The sequence below is a fragment of the Sorangium aterium genome (assembly GCF_028368935.1).
Taxonomy (GTDB): Bacteria; Myxococcota_A; Polyangia; order Polyangiales; family Polyangiaceae; genus Sorangium; species Sorangium atrum.
Map to the genome: position 1 here is coordinate 1252906 of NZ_JAQNDK010000002.1, position 17123 is coordinate 1270028.

Consider the following 17123-nt stretch of genomic DNA (forward strand, 5'->3'; position numbering starts at 1 on the left):
AAGGCCAATGAAACGCATCTCAGCGCTCTTGATACTGATGTTCGTCCCGCTCCTCTGCCTCCTCGGCTGCGGGAAGAAGGAGAGCCCGGCGCCGCAGCAGGCGGCCGCCTCGGGGAGCGCCCCGGCGACCGAGCCGAAGCCCGGCAACGAGCTCAACCTCTTCGGGTGGTCCGAGTACGTCCCCCAGGAGGTCCTGGACGGCTTCACGAAGGAGACGGGGATCAAGGTCAACTACGAGACCTTCGCCTCGAACGAGGAGATGCTGTCGAAGCTCCTCGCGGGGGGCACCCGGTACGACCTCATCCAGCCCTCGGAGTACGCGGTCGAGGCGCTCATCAGGCAGAAGAAGCTGCAGCTGCTCGATCAATCGCGCATCCCGAACCTGAAGAACATCGCGCCCGCGTTCAGGAACCAGCCGCACGACCCGGAGCTCAAGTACTCGGTCCCGTGGATGGCCACGGTCGTGGGCATCGTCGTCAACACCCAGAAGGTGAAGGAGCCCGTGAAGGGCTTCAAGGACGTGTTCCAGCCGAAGTACAAGGGGCGCATCGTGGCCCTGAACGACAACCGCGAGATGGTCTCGTGGGTCATGGTGACGATGGGGATGAACGCCAACGACGTGACGCCGGAGAACCTCGCGAAGGTCAAGCCGACCCTCGCGGAGTGGATCAAGCTCGTGAAGGTGTTCGATTCCGACAGCCCGAAGACGGCGCTGCTCAACGGCGACGTCGACATCGGCGTCGTCTGGAGCGGGGAGGCGGCCCTGCTCTACCAGGAGAACAAGGACAAGTTCCAGTTCGTCCTGCCGCAGGAGGGGACGCACAAGGCGATCGACAGCCTGGTGATCCCCGACAGCGCCCAGAACAAGATCGGCGCGGAGATGTTCATGAACTACATCCTCCGCCCCGAGGTCAGCAAGCTCATCTCGGACAAGTTCCCTTACACGAACCCGAACGCGGAGGCGCGCAAGCTGCTCACGCCGGAGCAGCTCGCGAACCCGGCGAGCTACCCGCCCATCGCGGGGCTGGAGACCTTCCACGACATCGGCAAGGCGGCCGCGGACGTGGACAAGCTCGTGACCGACCTCAAGGCGTCGGAGTGAGCGGCGGGGCGTCATGAACACGGCCACCGGGCAGGTCGTCGAGTTCCAGGGCGCCCGGCGGAGGCCGGGCGTCCGCGGGTGGCTGCTGCTCGCCCCGCTCTTGATCTGGCTCTTCGCCTTCGTCGTGGCGCCCACCGCGATCATGTTCGTCTACAGCTTCTGCGAGCGGGACGAGCTCGGGCAGGTGGTCTTCGAGCTCTCGCTGTCGAGCTACTCTCGGGTCTTCGACCCGACCTACGTCAAGATCCTGCTGAGCTCGATCAAGTACGCCGCTATCACCACGGTGATCTGCCTCATCGCAGGTTATCCGGTGGCGTACTTCATCGGGCGGGCCAGGGAGGGCGTCAGGAACCGGCTGCTCATGCTGGTGATGGTGCCGTTCTGGACGAGCTTTCTCATCCGGACGTATGCCTGGATGTCGATCCTCAAGTCGGAGGGGCTCCTCAACGGGCTGCTCCTCTACCTGCGGATCATCTCGACCCCCCTCGACATCATGTACACGCCGACGGCGGTGGTCATCGGCCTCGTCTACTCGTATTTGCCGTTCATGATCCTGCCCATCTACGGGAGCGTCGAGAAGCTCGACAACGCCCTGATCGAGGCGGCGTTCGATCTCGGCGCGGGGCCCGTGTCGGCGTTCTCTCACGTCATCGTCCCGCTCACCCGGCCGGGCATCCTCGCGGGCGTCCTGCTCGTGTTCATCCCGGCGCTCGGGATGTTCGCGATCACCGATCTCATGGGGGGATCGCGCGTGCCGATGATCGGCAACGTCATCCAGAACCAGTTCGGCCAGGCGCGCGACTGGCCCTTCGGCGCCGCGCTCGGCATGACGCTCCTGCTCCTGTTCTCGCTCTTCTTCCTGCTCGGCCTGCGCAAGGAGCCAGAGGCCTGATGCGGCGCCTTCCCGCGAGGCGCACCGCCGCGCCTCTCCGCCTCTCCGGCGCTCCTTACCGGCCCTCTCCCGCCCTTGGCCGGCTCTCCGAGGTGAATCGATGGATGTGATGGTCGAGCTCCGCGCGGTCACCAAGCGATTCGGCGCCTTCCACGCCGTGAGCGAGGTCGATCTCCAGATCAGGGCGGGCGAGTTCATCACCCTCCTCGGGCCCTCGGGGTGCGGCAAGACGACGCTGCTCCGGATGATCTCGGGCTTCGAGACGCCGTCGAGCGGCACGGTCCTCCTCGAGGGGAAGGACGTCACGCACGAGCCTCCCTACCGCCGGGACGTGAACCAGGTGTTCCAGAGCTACGCGCTGTTCCCTCACATGACCGTGCAGGAGAACATCGGCTTCGGGCTGCGGATGAAGAAGGTGCCCCGGGCGGAGATCGCCGAGCGGGTCCGGGCCGCGGTCGCGATGGTGTCGCTCGGAGGCATGGAGCAGCGCAAGCCGTCGCAGCTGTCCGGCGGGCAGCGGCAGCGGGTCGCGCTCGCGCGGGCCATCGTGTGCCGCCCGAAGGTCCTGCTGCTCGACGAGCCCCTCTCCGCGCTGGACGCGAAGCTCCGGCACGCCATGCAGGTGGAGCTCAAGGAGCTGCAAAAGCAGCTCGGGATCACCTTCGTGTTCGTGACCCACGACCAGGAAGAGGCGCTCACCATGAGCGACCGCATCGCCGTGATCAACAAGGGCCGGATCGAGCAGCTCGGCGACGCGTCGCAGATCTATCACCGCCCCAAGACGACGTTCGTCGCGAATTTCATCGGCCAGGCCAACATCCTCCGCGCGACCGTCCTCTCGCGGAGCGGCGATCACGCCCGGGTCCGGCTCGTCGACGGGGGGCTCGAGCTCCTCGTCAACGCCGAGCACCTGGCGGGCGGGGCCGGGAGCACCCTTGTCTCCATCCGGCCGGAGAAGATCGCGCTCCGCAAGGAGCCGCAGGGCGCGCCGGAGAACCGCTTCGAGGCGCGCGTGGAGGACGAGCTGTTCAAGGGCGCCACCGACCAGCTGCGCCTCCGGACCGACGCCGGCCTCGTGCTCACGGCGGTGGTCGCCAACGAGAGCTCCGGCCAGGCGGCGCTGCACGCCGGAGACCGGGTGTTCTGCCACCTCCACCCCGACGACATCGTGATCGTCCACGAGGAGTGATCCTCGCGGATCGGCCGTCGCGCCCGTGTGGCGCCGGGGCGTCGTGAACCGCCGTTCTCAGCCGGACGCGGCCGTGTGGAAGTTGGCCTCGAACACGGCGTACGCTGGAGGGCATGCTGCTTGCCAATCGGCCTCGCATGCCCCGACGGTCGCTTGCGGTCGCTCTTTCTTCATCGGTCCTTCTCTCGCTCTCCGGCGACGCCCTCGCCACGGGGGCATGGCTGCCCGGCGCCGGACAGGCGTCGGTCGAGCAGCGCGTCGCCGTCGCGGCCGGCCCGGAGCGCACGACGCTCTGGACGAGCCTGCGGTTCCAGGGCGCGAGCGGGCCCGTGGCCCTCGTCGTGCCGGTGCCGCCGCTCGCCGCGCTCGACACGAGCTCGGACGCGTGGTTCGAGGCGCTCGAGGCGGCGACGGCGCCCCGGGTGCTCCCGCCCCAGGGCGTCGACCCGTACTGCCCCGGGGAGGCGGGCGCGCCGGGCCCCTTCGAGACGGTCGGGCGGCTCGCCCACGAGGCGACGCTCGAGCCGATCGAGGTGACGGTGCTCGAGGACGCCGACGCGGTCGCGCGCTGGGCGGCGTCGGCCGGCTCGCGCTGTCTTCCGAGACGGCCGCGCAGCTCGGGAGTCTGCAAGGGATGCGGTTCGCGGCGGCCCGCTTCGACGCTCCCGGCGGCGCGGCGGTCACGAGGACGCTGCGCGTCGCCATGGGGGGCGGTGAGCCGATCCTGCCGCTGTCGCTGGCCGCGGCGGGCGCGGGCGACGTGCAGGTGACGGCGTGGCTGCTCGGCGACGGCCGGGGCGCGCTCTCGGGCGCGGCGCCGGTGACGCTCCCGCCGGCCTCGCTGAGCTGGGACGCGAGCGCGCAGCGCAGCGATTACGCGGAGCTCCGCGCCGGGGCCCTCGGCCAGGCGGGGCTCCGCGGGGCGCTCGTCGAGGGCGCGGGCCACGAGGCGCTGAGCCGCCGCATCTCCCTCGGCAGCGACAGCGTGGACAGCGTGATCGAGGCCTATTTCGCGCGCGCGAGCGCGTACGGCGACATCGGCGATGCGCCGGGGACGTGCGCCGCGGTCGCCGCGGCCGCGCTGGAGTCGACCCTCAAGGTCGCCGCGAGCTGCCCGCGCGCCGCCCACGGCGTTGTCGATGGCGCGCTGGACTGCGCGGAGTCGCCCCGGAGGGACGAGACCGATCCCGATCTCCTGCGCTGCGGTCCGGCCGCCGACGATCTCGCGGTCGGGCTCTCCGGGCTCGCGCCGTCGTCGGTGTGGCTGACCCGCGTCTCGCTCCGGCTCGCGGCCGGGCAGCCCGGCGCGGACTGGCCGCTGACCTTCGGGGAGGGCGCCGCGATCTCGCCGGTCGTGAGGGCCGCGAGCGTCCGTGTGGACGAGTGCTCCGGCGAGGCCGGCGCCGGCGGCGCGGGCGGCTCGTCGGGCGTGGGCGGGCCCGACGGCCTGGGCGGCGGGCCCGACGGTCTGGGCGGCGGGCCGGGCAGCGGCGGATCTGGCCCGGCCAGCGGCTCGTCCGGCGCCGGGAACCCGCCGATTGACGATTACTACGACGAGCCGGCCGCCGACGTGGGCTGCGGCTGCTCCGGCACCGCCGAGACGGTGGTCGTGGACGACGTCGAACCGCAGGACGTCGACGACGACGAGTACTACGCGGAGGACGACGGCTGCAGCGGCGACACGAGCGAGCCGGCGCCCGAGGACGAGTACTACGCGGAGGACGACGGCTGCAGCGGCGACACGAGCGAGTCCGAGGACGAGTACTACGCGGAGGACGACGGCTGCAGCGGCGACACGAGCGAGTCCGAGGACGAGTACTACGCGGAGGACGACGGCTGCAGCGGCGACACGAGCGAGTCCGAGGACGCCGAGTCGGAGGACTGCTCGATCGCGCGCGAGCGGCAGCCGAGCGCCCGGAAGAAGCGCGGGCCGAAGCTGTCGGTGATGGCGCTCGGGATGTTCGCGATGATCGCGCCCCTCCGGCGCGCGAGCCGGCCGCGGAAGGGCGGCGAGAACGGCGGGCGGTAGGCCGCGCGGCGGCGCTCCGGGAGGGGGGCGCACCGGAGGGGCGGTTCCCGTGGCATACTCCCGGGCGAGGTCATGACGTGAACGCGCCCGCCCGCCGGCTCTCCTTCACTTACGCCGACTACCTCGAGCAGGAGCGGGCGAGCCCGACGAAGCACGAGTTCCTCGGCGGCGAGATCTTCGACATGGCCGGCGGCACGCCGGAGCACGCGCGGCTCGCGGCGCGGGTGACCGTGGCGCTCGGCGCGCAGCTCGGCCGGCGCCCGTGCGAGGTGTTCTCGTCCGACCTCCGCGTGCGCGTGCGCGCGACCGGCCTCGCCACCTACCCCGACGTGAGCGTCGTCTGCGGCCAGATCGCGCGCGATCCCGAGGACAAGGACGCGGTGGTCAACCCGCTGGTGCTGGTCGAGGTGCTGTCGGACTCCTCGGAGGCGTACGACCGGGGAGAGAAGTTCGCGCACTACCGCCGGATCCCCTCGCTGAGGGAGTACGTCCTGGTCTCCCAGGCGCACCGGCGGATCGAGGTCTTCCGGCGCAACGAGGACGGCTCGTGGACGCTCTACGAGGCCGGGCCCGGCGAGCGCGCGCGGCTCGCGTCGATCGACGCCCTGCTCGAGGTGGACGAGGTGTACCGGGGCGCGCTCGAGGCCTCCGCGGCGGTCTGAGCGGCCGTCGTTCCACGGAGAGCCGATGCGCGACGTCCGGATGCGGGGTTTTCGCGAGCAAACGGCGGTCGAGCGCGCGCTCGAGGTCCTGGAGCGGCGGATCCAGCGGCTCGGTGACGAGCTGGCCCCGATCGGCGAGGCGGCCGGGCGGGTGGCGGCGGAGCCCGTGCGCGCGCGGGTCAGCGTGCCGCACTTCGTCCGAGCGGCGATGGACGGCTATGCGCTGCTCGGCGAGGCGACCGCCGGCGCGGCTGCGTTCGCGCCGGTGGAGCTCGCGCTCGTGGGCGCGTCGTTCCCCGGGCGCCCGCACGCCGGCGCGATCCGCCGGGGCGAGGCCGTGCGGATCACGACCGGCGCGCCGGTGCCGGAGGGGGCGGACGCGGTGCTGGTGGCGGAGCGCGCGGAGGAGGGCGCGGGCCGCGACGGGGCCGCGGTCGTGCGGGCGCGCGAGCCGGTGCCGTCCGGCAAGCACGTCGCGGCGATCGGCGAGGACGTGCTGGAGGGCGCGGAGGTCGTGCCGGCGGGGCGCCGGCTGCGCCCGCAGGACGTCGGCGTGCTCGCCTCGACCGGGGTCGCCGAGGTGCGCGTGGTGCGCAGGCCGTCGGTGCGGATCCTGATCACGGGCGACGAGCTCCTGCCGCCGGGGAGCACGCCGAGCGGGGCGTGCATCGTCGACACGAACAGCCTTGTGCTCTCGGCGCTCGCGCGCCGTGACGGCGCGGAGGACATCGCCGTCGCGTACGTCCCCGACCGGCGCGAGGCGGTGCGGGCCGCCCTCGAGGGGGCGAGCGGGGACGTGGTGCTGGTCTCCGGCGGGTCGTCGGTCGGCTCGGAGGACCATGCGCCGCTCGTCCTCGCGGAGCTGGGTGAGGTGGTGGTCCACGGCGTCGCGATGCGCCCGGCGAAGCCGGCCGGGTTCGGCTTCTTGCACGGCGGGCGGCCGGTGTTCCTGCTGCCGGGCAACCCGGTGTCGTGCCTCTGCGCCTACGAGTTCTTCGCCGGCCCGTCGATCCGCGCCCTCGGCGGCCTGCCTCGCGCGTGGCCGCACCGGCGGCGGCGGTGCGTTGTGGCGAGCGAGATCGTCTCCCAGCCCGGGCGCGTCGATTACGTGAGGGTGCGCGTCGAGGGAGATCGGGTGTTTCCGATCGCGACGAGCGGCGCGTCCATCCTGTCGTCGACGACGCGCGCGGACGGCGTGGTCGTCGTGCAGGCCGAGGAAGCGGTGATCGGCGAGGGCGCCGAGGTCGAGGTGCTGCTCTACGACGCCTGAGGCGAGGGGCAGCGGGATCTGCCGCCGGGCGGAGCCGTGTACACGTGTTGCCCGCGCGGCGCGTCCGTTTCAAATTTCCGAGGTCCGGGACCATGAAACCGCTTCGTTTCGAGAGGGCCGGTCCGCGCTTGAGGGGCAGGGGGAACGAACGCCGCCGACGATGAAAGAATCCATCAACCGCGGTCTCCTCCGCGCGCGCTCCCGGGCCGAATCCTGGATGCCAGGCGCCCGAGATGCGATAGGTTAGGCCTCGGCGCTGAGCTCTTTGCGGGCGAGGTTCGTCCTGTCGGCACCGCACTGCCGGCCCCCCAATTCCGCTCTTCTGTTCTGATCGCGACCGGGCGCGACGAGGTAATGACCATGACTCAGATGAACCGCACACTCCGAGGCACTGCCAGATTCCTGCTCCTCCCACTCCTCGCCATGCTCGCTGCGTCGGGTTGTGGCGAGTCCTCTTCGCCTGGCGCGACCGGTGAGGTCGACAACACCGGAGGGGCCGGTCCGGGGACCGGAGGCGGTGCCACAGCCAGCACGACCGCGGGAACCGGGGGCGGCGCCACAGGCAGCACGACCGCGGGAACCGGGGGCGGCGCCACAGGCAGCACGACCGCTGGCACTGGAGGCGGTGCCACGGTGGGGACCGGATCGGATAGCAGCGGGGCGAGCACCAGCAGCGGGTCGAGCTCGGGTCCGACGTTCCACATCTTCATGCTCATGGGCCAGTCGAACATGGCTGGCGTCGCGGACAAACAGGCCAGTGACCAGAATTCTGACGACCGGCTCAAGGTCCTCGGCGGATGCAATCAGCCGGCCGGACAGTGGAACGTGGCCAATCCGCCGCTCAACGACTGCCCTGGTGAAAAGGGATGGAACCTGTCGACCTCCGTCGACCCGGGCATCTGGTTCGGCAAGACCCTCCTCGGAAAGCTGCCTGAGGGGGACACGATCGGGCTGGTCGGCACGGCCGAGAGCGGTGAATCGATCAACACGTTCATCTCTGGCGGCACGCATCACCAGATGATCTTGAACAAGATCGCCAAGGCGAAGACGGCCGAGAATGCGCGCTTCGCGGGCATCATCTTCCACCAGGGGGAGTCCGACAGCGGCCAGAGCTCATGGCCCGGCAAGGTCGTTCAGCTCTATAACGAGGTGAAAGAGGCCTGGGGTGTCGACTACGACGTTCCCTTCATCCTTGGAGAGCTCCCCGCGGGCGGGTGCTGCAGCGGCCACAACAACCTCGTGCACCAAGCGGCCGATATGTTGCCTGACGGATACTGGGTCTCTCAGGATGGGACCAAGGTCATGGATGAGTACCACTTCGATCATGCGTCCGTTGTTCTCATGGGCACGCGTTATGGTGAGAAGATGATCGACGCTTTGGGGTGGTGACCTGAGGCGTCCCCGCATTTTTCCCTCGCCGAGGAGGACCGCGGTAACTGCGCCTGCTGCGGTCAGTCGACCATGAAGCATCCCCTCGAAATTAAGGGGAAAATCCGCGGCACCAGGGCGCGCGTGGTAAGGTGCGCCGCATGCTGATCGCTTCTCAGATCGTCGTCGCGTTGATCGGAGCCCTTCACATCTACATCCTCGTCCTGGAGATGTTCTTGTGGCGCTCCGAACGAGCGTACAAGGCGTTCGGTACGACCCCCGAGGTCGCCGCGATCACCGCGCCGCTGGCGGCCAACCAGGGGCTCTACAACGGATTCCTCGCCGCGGGCCTGCTCTGGGGCGTCATCCATCCGAACAGGGCCTTTGCATGGCAAATCCAGGCCTTCTTCCTCCTCTGCGTGGCCGTCGCCGGTGTCTACGGCGCCGCGACGGCAAAGCGATCCATCCTGTTCGTGCAGACCGTCCCGTCGGCCATCGGCCTCGCCTTGGTCCTGCTCGCCAATCGGGCGGGTGGCTGAAGCGAAGCGGCTCGGCCGACGGCGGCCGCGCGGCAGAGCAGCTCGTCTCTTACGTCCCTCGCTGGTGGCGTCTGGGGTCGTGCCTTCGGGGCGTCAGAACCCGCCCTCCAGGCCGAAGTTCGGGACGGTGACAGGCCCGAACGTCGTCGGCTCGCACGGCGAGAACGCATCGCACCTCCCCGGCAGGGTCTCCTTCGACAGCGTGGCGTTGAGCACGTCGAGGACGACCGCCAGCCAGCCCGACTTCCCGATCGACCAGCGCTTCTCCAGGCGGACATCGAGGCGGAAGAACGGCGGCAGCCGCTCCCACCGCGGCGCTCCGCCGGCGAGGGATCCGGAGCCTCCGGGGACGCCGCCGATCGGCGGGAGCGTCGCGCCGCCGATCCTCTGGGGGAGCCCGGAGTAGAACACGAACCGCCCGCCAGCCCTGTACCCGCGGCCGAGGTCGTAGGTCAGCGCGACGTTCGCCACGTGGGTCCGATCGAACGAGCTCAGTTGCCGGCTTCGGCCGATGCTCCTCGTGGAGCGCGACAGCGTGTACGACGCGAACCCGCCGACGCGCCGCGTGAGCCGCCGGTGGGCCGACAGCTCCACGCCGGTCGCGGCGCCGAGCGCGCGGAGCGTGAAGGCGTCCTCGACCGAATCGAGGCCGAGCGAGCCGAGCGCGTCGGTCATGTCGAAGAACGCGTTGTGGAACACCGAGACCGTGGCCGTGATGTCCTCCGGCAGCGCGAGCTCGAGGCCGGCGCTCGACTGGAAGCTCCGCTGGAGGCCGTCCTCGAGGCGCGGGCGGAAGCCGGGGATCGGGACGACGAAGCTCGGCAGCTGGGAGGCGATGCCGTGCGCCTGCACGAACGTCACGCCGCGCCCGAGGGAGAGCCGCGCCGAGAGCCGCGGATCGACGGCGAGCGCGACCGTGCCGTCCGAGTGGTAGAGATCGAGCCGGAGCCCCGGGGTGATGCGCAGGCGCGGGGTGATCGCGATGTCGGACTCGATGTAGCCGCCCACCGTGAGGTCGACGCGGCTCAAGAGGAGATCGTCGACGGGGACGTCGTCGTCATCGTCCGGCGCGACGCCGCCCGGAGGGGCGCCGGCGTCGGTCCCGAGATCGATCTCGTTGTCGTCGATCACGGCGTCGATGCCGGCGCGGATCGTGGTCTCGTCGCGCAGCCGGTGAGCGAGCGAGAGGCGCGCGCCGAGGCTCCGAGTCAACGCTTTCTGGTCGTCCCCGATCCCCGTCTCGTCGTGGCCGAGCGTCAGCGCGCCGCGCAGCGCGCTGCCCTGGCCATAGGCCTGGTCGTACCGGAGATCGAGCCGGTGAAACGTCGTGTCGAAGAGGGTCGTCCTCTCGCCGTCTTCGTCGCTCGCGAGGAAGTCGTGGGCGCCGAACGCGAAGAGGCTCACCCGGCCTTCCGGGACGACCTCGTAGGACAGCCGAGCCTGGTAATCCCAGTAATCGAGCGCGACCTCGGGGGCGGCGAGCGAGAGGAGCAACGCCGTGTACGAGTAGCGGCCGCCCACGAGCGCGACCCCGCGGCCGCCGGCGAAGGGCCCCTCGACGAGCCCGCCCACGTCGACGAGCCGGAGCATGCCCTCACCGTGCCAGTACGGGAGCGGCGGCGTCGTCTCGCCCGCGACGATGCCGCCGGCGTACCGACCGTGACGCGCGGGGTAGCCGCCCGGGTAGAGGTCGACGCGATCGACGATGCCGGGATGGACCACGGAGGGCCCGAGTCCCAGGTGATAGAGGTAGGGGACGCGGATGCCGTCGAGGAAATAGCCGACGTTGCCCGGCGGTGAGCCGCGAACGTAGAAGAACGGCAGCCCCGAGACGATGGGGGTCACCCCGGGGAGCACCTCGAGGGCGCGGAAGGGGTCGCCGAACGCGCCGGGGACGATCCTGACCTCGCCGCGGCTCAAGCTGGAGACGCCGGGCGCCGGCTGCTCGCCGCGCACGGTGACCTCGATCGCGCGCGGCGCGCTCGGCGCCGGCCCGGCTTCCGTGGCCGGGCGCTCCGGCGCGGGCGTGGAGGCGCCGGGCGGCGCGGCTGCGGAGGCGTCGGGCGGCGCGGGCGATGCGGCTTCGGTGAAGCGGACCTCGACGCGGATCCTGGCGGCGGTCGGCGCGCCGTTCCTTGTGGCCGGCGCAAAGCGGAACGACGTTGCGGCGGCCACGGCGGCCGATGCGAACGGCTCCGCGCCATCCTCGGCGACCGCGGAGCGGACGGTCCCGTCGGCGTTGACCGTGAGGACGAGGCGGACCGTCGCGTCACCATGCGCCCCAGCAGGGTAGTCGGCGCCGAGCGGCGTGAGCGGCGTTGGTGGGACGAGCGCTGCTGGCGCCGCATCGGGGGGCGGCGCCGCCGGCGGCGTATCGGAGGGCGGCGCCGCCGGTGCCGGCGGCGCATCACCGGACGGCTCCGCGGGCGGCTTTGCATGGGGCAGCGGCGTGTCGGGCGCGGCGGCGGCGACGCACGGCGCGAGCGTGATCGCGAGCAGCGCTGCGGCTGCCGTCGATCGCCGGAGGAAGCGCATCGCCGCGCCGCGGAGAGGCGGCTCAGCGAGGAGCAGAGCGGGGCGCTGGGTCGAGCAGCGTGGCGGCCAAGTGGTCGAAACCATGGATGTTTTCATGTGAGCGGCGCTCGCGCCGGCGGCCTGATGGGCTTCCTGGGGACCGGTCGCATCGGATCGCTCTCGTCGCATGGCGGTGTCCCGGGGGGACGACCGCCAGCTTCTGCCATGATCTACGCCGAACGACCGCCCACTTCCCCCTCACCGGCTCGAACACCGCGTTGCGCTGCCAGGTCTTCGTGTGGAGCGTCCTCTCCGGACCGCGCCGGTCGGTGGGCGATGACGGCGCAATGCGATTGCTGGAAAGCTGTTTGCCGCGATTGTTCAAGGAGCACCGCTTGCCTCGCTTGGTACCGCTGCGGTACGGCAGTATCCTCGGGCAAACGCATGACCCTCCGACTTATCTTCTCCATTCTGCCCGTCCTTGCGCCGGTCGCCTGGCTGACGGGCTGCAGCGATGGCGAGCGCCCCTCGACGCCCGAGTCGTCGACCTCCTCAGGTTCAGGCGGCGCGAACCCAGGCAGCGGCGGCGCGGCGGCGACGACCTCCGAAGCCACCGGCGCGGGGGGCGGCGCGACGACCAGCGGCGCGACGAGCGGCGGCACGACCGTCGGCAGCACGACGACTGGCGGCGGCGGGGCAGAGCCCGTCGCGCCGGGGATCGTCAAGCTCGGCGAGGGAAAGCTCGCGGAGTCGGGGCTCACCGTGGTGTCCTACGGCGGCTACCTGAACGGCGAGTCGTTCCAGCAGGACGCGATGGTGTCGTTCGGCGGCTTCCAGTACACCGCCTTCTGGAACACCAACCGCAACGTCGTCCTCGCGCGACGGCGGCTGTCGACGAGCCCCGGCGGAGCGGCAGGCGGCTGGGAGAAGTTCGACTTCAAGGACTATCGGCTGAGCGCCGACGACGCCCACAACACGATCTCTCTCGGGATCGCGCCAGGCGACGGCACGCTGCACCTCGCGTTCGATCACCACGGCAGCGACCTGCACTACCGCCGCTCGGTCACGGGCCTCCTGACGGACCCGGAAGGCGCGGCCTGGGCCGCCTCGAGCTTCGGCGCCGTCGCGAGCGCGCTCGTCGGATCGAGCCGGGTCTCCCTCGTGACCTATCCGCGGTTCGTCACCGAGCCTGGCGGGGACAGGATGCTCCTGAGCGCACGGATCGGCGAGAGCGGCAGCGGCGACGAGCACCTGTGGGAGTACGACGCGACGACGCACGCCTGGACCGCGCTCGGCGAGTACATCGAGGGCACCGACGCCAGCATGAACGCCTATCTTCACGGGCTGTCGTACACGCGCGGCGGCTCGCGCCTGCACGCGGCGTGGTGCTGGCGGGACACGCCCGACGCGACGACCAACCACGATCTCCTGTATGTCTACAGCGACGATCACGGGCGCACCTGGAAGAACAACGCGGGCGCCACGGTCGCGACGACCGGCGCCTCCTTCGTGACACGGAGCACGACGGGCCTCTCCGTGTGGCCCATCGGCCAGAACCGAGGGCTCATCAACCAGGAACACATGACGGTGGACGCGAGCGGCCGCGTCCATGTGCTGCTCTCGCACCTCCCCGACGCCGAGGCCGACAATTCGAACTTCACGAGCGCGCGAACGCGCAGCGAGTTCTTCCATTATCTCCGCGACACCGACGGGACCTGGGCGCGCCACGGCATCGGCCTGAAGGTGGTCCAGAACTTCCGGGGCAAGCTCGCGATCTCTTCCACCGAGAACGTCTATGCGATCCTCCCCGATCTCCGCATCGCCGGCGCCTCCCCGAGCGATGGCTACGCGACCTGGACGCTCCTCGACGCCGCCGACTCGGGCCGGTTCTTCTCCGATCCTCTGATCGACGCCGCCCGACTCGAGGCCTCGGACGAGCTCACCGTGTACTACCCAGCGCGGAGCTCCGTGGACATCTGGGGCCTGGAGTACGCGCTCCGCTGAGCCGCGCGAAGGACGCTCGTCGGTCCCCGAGCGCGCCCTTCCTCGCCCCATCCCCCCGGGCGAGCGCGCGAGCTCGCTCGTGGCGCCGTCCCCGTTACCCGCCAGCTCTGCCCTGATCGACGGATCTTCCGGTTGTTCCACCGGACGACGCACCTGATGCTCGCGGGGCGCGCTCCGCGTCCGTATCGGACAAGCGTCAATCGTCGCTGAGCGGTCCAATCAGAGCGGCAATCCCTGCCACATGGGGACGCGCGTCGCGTTCGGCGCCGCGCAGGCACGCTCGGTGCTCGTCCCGAGGCGCGGTCTTGCCGGTGGCGAGGGCGTGCACTGCCGCGAACGCCGCGGCGGCAAGGGACACTCGCGCAGCGAGCCCCGGCGCGCTCCGGCCAGGAGGAGCGTTACCCATGAACCCGGACGCGTTCGTCAAGCGCCGATTCGCATTCATCCTGGGAGGAATGGTCGCGGTCTCCGCGTATTTTCAGGCCTCCGGGGTATCTCATCTCATCGCCCACCAGATCACGCGGGACGGCGAGACCTCCGCCCCCCCGGTCGCAGATCCTGTCGAGGCGCCGCTCTCCGAGGATCCCCCGCCGAGCGCGGCGCCGATCCTGGAGCGCAATCCGTTCGACTCGACGACAGGGCCGCTCGTACCCCCGCCGAGCGCCGCGCCCGCCGTCCCGGCGGATCTCTCGCAGCTCGACCCCTACCTCGCTCCACCCTGCGATACGGGCCGCGTCGTGCTGATCGCCATGTCCGAGGACCCCGAATGGTCGTTCGCCGCCTTCGAGAGCGATGGTGGACACACGGCGCTCGGGCGGCGAGGCGGGGAGATCGGCGGCCGGAAGGTCCAGGACATCGCCTGGGATCGGGTGTGGATGACCTCGACCTCGGGGGGCGCTCGCTGCCAGATGCAGCTCGGAAAGAAGGGCGGAGAAGGCGGGAAGAAGGAGCCCGAGCCGCAGGCGGCACCGCCGGCTCCGTCCCGCGCGACGTACCGCCCGAGCAGCAGGAGCGATGTCCCGCCCGAGATCGCCTCGCGGATGCAGCGGGTGAGCGACACGGAGATCGACATCGACCGCTCGGCGGCCGAGAAGATCTTCGCGCAGCCCGAGCTCGTGACGCAGACTTCGGCGGCGGTCCCGGAGATGCGGGACGACAAGGTGGTCGGGCTGAAGATGATGATCAAGCCCGGCTCGGTGCTCGAGTCGTTCGGGCTGCAGAGCGGCGATCTCGTGAAGTCGGTCAACGGCATCGACCTGACCGACCCACAGAAGGCCATGCTGGCCTACTCGCGCATGCGCTCCGACAAGAGCCTGTCCGTCGTCGTCGAGCGCGACGGCCGCCCGACGAGGCTCAGGGTCAACATCCGCTGAGGCGGGGAGGCGGGCCGGGCCGGCAGCCGCGCTCCGTGCAGGAGCGACGCCGAGCGCCTCCGGGCTTGTCGCACACGCAGGCGGCGGCCGGGCACGCGGAGGTCGAATGCCGGCGCACGGACGACTCCTGCCGAACAATGTGCGATCGCCGCTGTCTCTGGCTGGAGCGCCCGGCGGCGGCCGAGGCCGTCGCTCGGGAGCGGTGCGACAGAACAGATGCGGCGCTCACCCGTCAGACCGAGCACCCGCTCTGTCCGCGGGAGGGGAAGACCATGAACGAACTCGGAATCGCGTGGGTGAAGCGAGCGCTCCTCGGCGGCGCGCTCGTGCTGGGGCTCTCGGGGGCGGGGATCGCGTGCAGCACGAAGGAAGCCCCGATGACGTCGGCGCCTTCGGAAGCGTCCCCGGCATCGATGCCGCTGGGGAACGCCGCCGAGGCGAAGAGCGAGGCCGTGGGGTCGGCCGCCGCACCCCTGGCGGCGCGTGAGCCCGCCGCCCCCACTCTCGACATGGCGGGCGGGAAGGGGCGCGCGGGCGTCGACGGCCTGGTGGTCCCCGCCCCGTCGGCCACCGGAGCGCCGGGCGAGGGCGCGGCCCGCGCCGCGGCGCCCGAGGCCGCGGGCCTCGACCCGAACGGCCGCTTCGCCACCACGTACCGCCCCGGCGGCGGCCACCTCGCCGCGTTCGAGTCCGCGGTCGCGCGCGGCATCGTCCCACCCGAAGGGCGCGAGCTCGTCAGCGACGTCGGCGCCCGCTACGCCCCGTCGATCGACGTCCCGAAGGGCTCGGCGCTCGCCCTGCGCACGGACCTCGAGCGCACGCGGGTCCCGCCCGGCGGCGGCCCCGTGCACGTGCGCGTCGCGCTCCGCTCGACGGCGCAGGCGCCCGCGGCGCGGCCGCACCTGTCGGTGCACCTCGTGCTCGACGTGAGCGGATCCATGCAGGGTGAGCCCATGGCGCGGGCGCGCGACGCGGCCCGGGCGCTCGTCGACAAGCTCGACGCGAACGACGACTTCTCCCTTGTCACCTTCTCGAGCGGCGCCGACGTCAGGATCGACGATGGGCCCGTCGGGCCGCGGCGAGCGGAGATCAAGGCCACGATCGACGGCATCCGCGAGGGCGGCGGCACCAACATCGGCCAGGGCCTCGCGCTCGGCTACGCGCAGGCCGGCCGGCCGGGCATCCCGGAGGGCGCGGTGAAGGTCGTGCTGCTGCTCTCCGACGGGCGCGCGAACTCCGGGATCACGAGCTCGGAGCGGCTCTCGAGGCTCGCGCTCGACGCCTTCCAGGGCGGCGTCCAGACGAGCACGTTCGGGCTCGGCGCCGACTACGACGGCGCGCTGATGAGCTCCATCGCGAGCGACGGCGCGGGCGGGTACTACTACCTGCGCGATCCCGATCAGATCGCCCCGGCCCTCGCGACGGAGCTCGACAGGCGGCTCGATCCTGTCGCGACCGCGGTCGAGCTGCGGGTGCGGCTGAAGCCGGACGTGAAGCTGCTCCAGGTCTACGGGTCGCGCCGGCTGAACGAGGTGGAGGCGGCGCGCGTGCGGACGATCGAGGTCGCGGCGGACGCGCAGTCCGCGCGGCGCGACGGCATCGAGCGGGACCGGCAGGACGACGCCGAGGGCGGGATGCGGTTCTTCATCCCGGCGTTCTCGCGCGACGACAGCCACGCGATGCTCTTCAAGCTGGGCCTCCCGGCGGGCGCGGACACGCGGGCCATCGCGGCGATCGAGCTCAAGTTCAAGGACCGCGTCGCCAAGAAGAACGTCGTGGACGAGGCGCCGCTCCGGGTCGCGTACGCGACCGGCGACGCGGACAGCGCGGCGAGCGTCGACCCGTCGGTCGCCCGCACGATCCAGGGCTTCGCCGCCGGCGAGACGCTGGCCGAGGCCGCCCGTCAGATCGCGCTCGGCGATCGCGACCGCGCCGCCGCGCTGCTCTCCGAGCGGGAGGGGATCCTGCATGCCGCGGCCGAGGCGCTCGGGGAGCCGCTCTTCCTCAAGGATGCGGCCCGCCTCGCGCGCCTCCGCGGCCACGCGGGGGCCGCGGGCGGCCTGGGCGATCCGCTCGTGCTGGCGATGCTGCTCGAGACGGCGTCGCGGACGCACCTTCACTGAGGGCGGGGCTCGGGGCACGATGGCGCGAGGGCGATCCACGGGCGGAGCCGAGGGGCGG

12 protein-coding genes are annotated in these 17123 nt (G+C 71.5%); 11 read left to right on the forward strand and 1 reads right to left on the reverse strand.

The genetic code is table 11. The annotated features are described in order from the left end of the window. Positions 1-7 precede the first annotated feature (7 nt). The 8 genes from POL72_RS19740 to POL72_RS19775 all read left to right on the forward strand — a co-directional run bounded on the left by POL72_RS19740 (position 8) and on the right by POL72_RS19775 (position 9051). Complete coding sequence (locus POL72_RS19740) at positions 8-1102, forward strand: polyamine ABC transporter substrate-binding protein (protein WP_272097000.1); 1095 nt, start codon at positions 8-10, stop codon at positions 1100-1102. Positions 1103-1115: 13 nt separating this feature from the next. After that, entirely contained in the window at positions 1116-1994 is an 879-nt protein-coding gene (locus POL72_RS19745) for an ABC transporter permease (RefSeq protein WP_272097002.1), read from the forward strand. A gap of 100 nt (positions 1995-2094) precedes the next feature. Then, complete coding sequence (locus POL72_RS19750) at positions 2095-3183, forward strand: ABC transporter ATP-binding protein (protein WP_272097004.1); 1089 nt, start codon at positions 2095-2097, stop codon at positions 3181-3183. A gap of 137 nt (positions 3184-3320) precedes the next feature. Further along, positions 3321-3953 (forward strand): DUF2330 domain-containing protein, encoded by a 633-nt coding sequence (locus tag POL72_RS19755; protein ID WP_272097005.1) that lies wholly within the window; start codon positions 3321-3323, stop codon positions 3951-3953. Between the two features lie 1336 nt (positions 3954-5289). Next, positions 5290-5874 carry a Uma2 family endonuclease gene (locus POL72_RS19760; RefSeq protein WP_272097006.1) on the forward strand — a complete coding sequence of 195 codons (585 nt, stop codon included), beginning with the start codon at positions 5290-5292 and terminating at the stop codon, positions 5872-5874. A 25-nt stretch (positions 5875-5899) separates the two neighbouring features. Continuing rightward, positions 5900-7144, forward strand: coding sequence for a molybdopterin molybdotransferase MoeA (locus POL72_RS19765; protein WP_272097007.1), 1245 nt, complete (start codon positions 5900-5902; stop codon positions 7142-7144). Between the two features lie 708 nt (positions 7145-7852). Continuing rightward, positions 7853-8533 (forward strand): sialate O-acetylesterase, encoded by a 681-nt coding sequence (locus POL72_RS19770; protein WP_272097008.1) that lies wholly within the window; start codon positions 7853-7855, stop codon positions 8531-8533. Between the two features lie 140 nt (positions 8534-8673). Next, the gene (locus POL72_RS19775; RefSeq protein ID WP_272097009.1) at positions 8674-9051 is read left to right on the forward strand and encodes a DUF1304 domain-containing protein; all 378 of its coding nucleotides are present in this window, start codon (positions 8674-8676) and stop codon (positions 9049-9051) included. Between the two features lie 93 nt (positions 9052-9144). Here POL72_RS19775 and POL72_RS19780 read toward each other — a convergent pair whose 3' ends face one another. Continuing rightward, positions 9145-11670, reverse strand: coding sequence for a TonB-dependent receptor domain-containing protein (locus POL72_RS19780; RefSeq protein WP_272097010.1), 2526 nt, complete (start codon positions 11668-11670; stop codon positions 9145-9147). 339 nt (positions 11671-12009) lie between these two features. On the opposite strand from POL72_RS19780, the gene POL72_RS19785 reads away from it, so the two are divergent. The 3 genes from POL72_RS19785 (at position 12010) to POL72_RS19795 (ending at position 17065) form a co-directional block, all read left to right on the forward strand. Further along, positions 12010-13569, forward strand: coding sequence for a BNR repeat-containing protein (locus tag POL72_RS19785; protein ID WP_272097011.1), 1560 nt, complete (start codon positions 12010-12012; stop codon positions 13567-13569). 404 nt (positions 13570-13973) lie between these two features. Then, positions 13974-14942 carry a type II secretion system protein GspC gene (gspC, locus tag POL72_RS19790; RefSeq protein WP_272097012.1) on the forward strand — a complete coding sequence of 323 codons (969 nt, stop codon included), beginning with the start codon at positions 13974-13976 and terminating at the stop codon, positions 14940-14942. A 272-nt stretch (positions 14943-15214) separates the two neighbouring features. Beyond that, a complete protein-coding gene (locus POL72_RS19795; protein WP_272097013.1) occupies positions 15215-17065 on the forward strand; it encodes a vWA domain-containing protein in 1851 nt (616 codons plus the stop codon). Positions 17066-17123 lie beyond the last annotated feature (58 nt).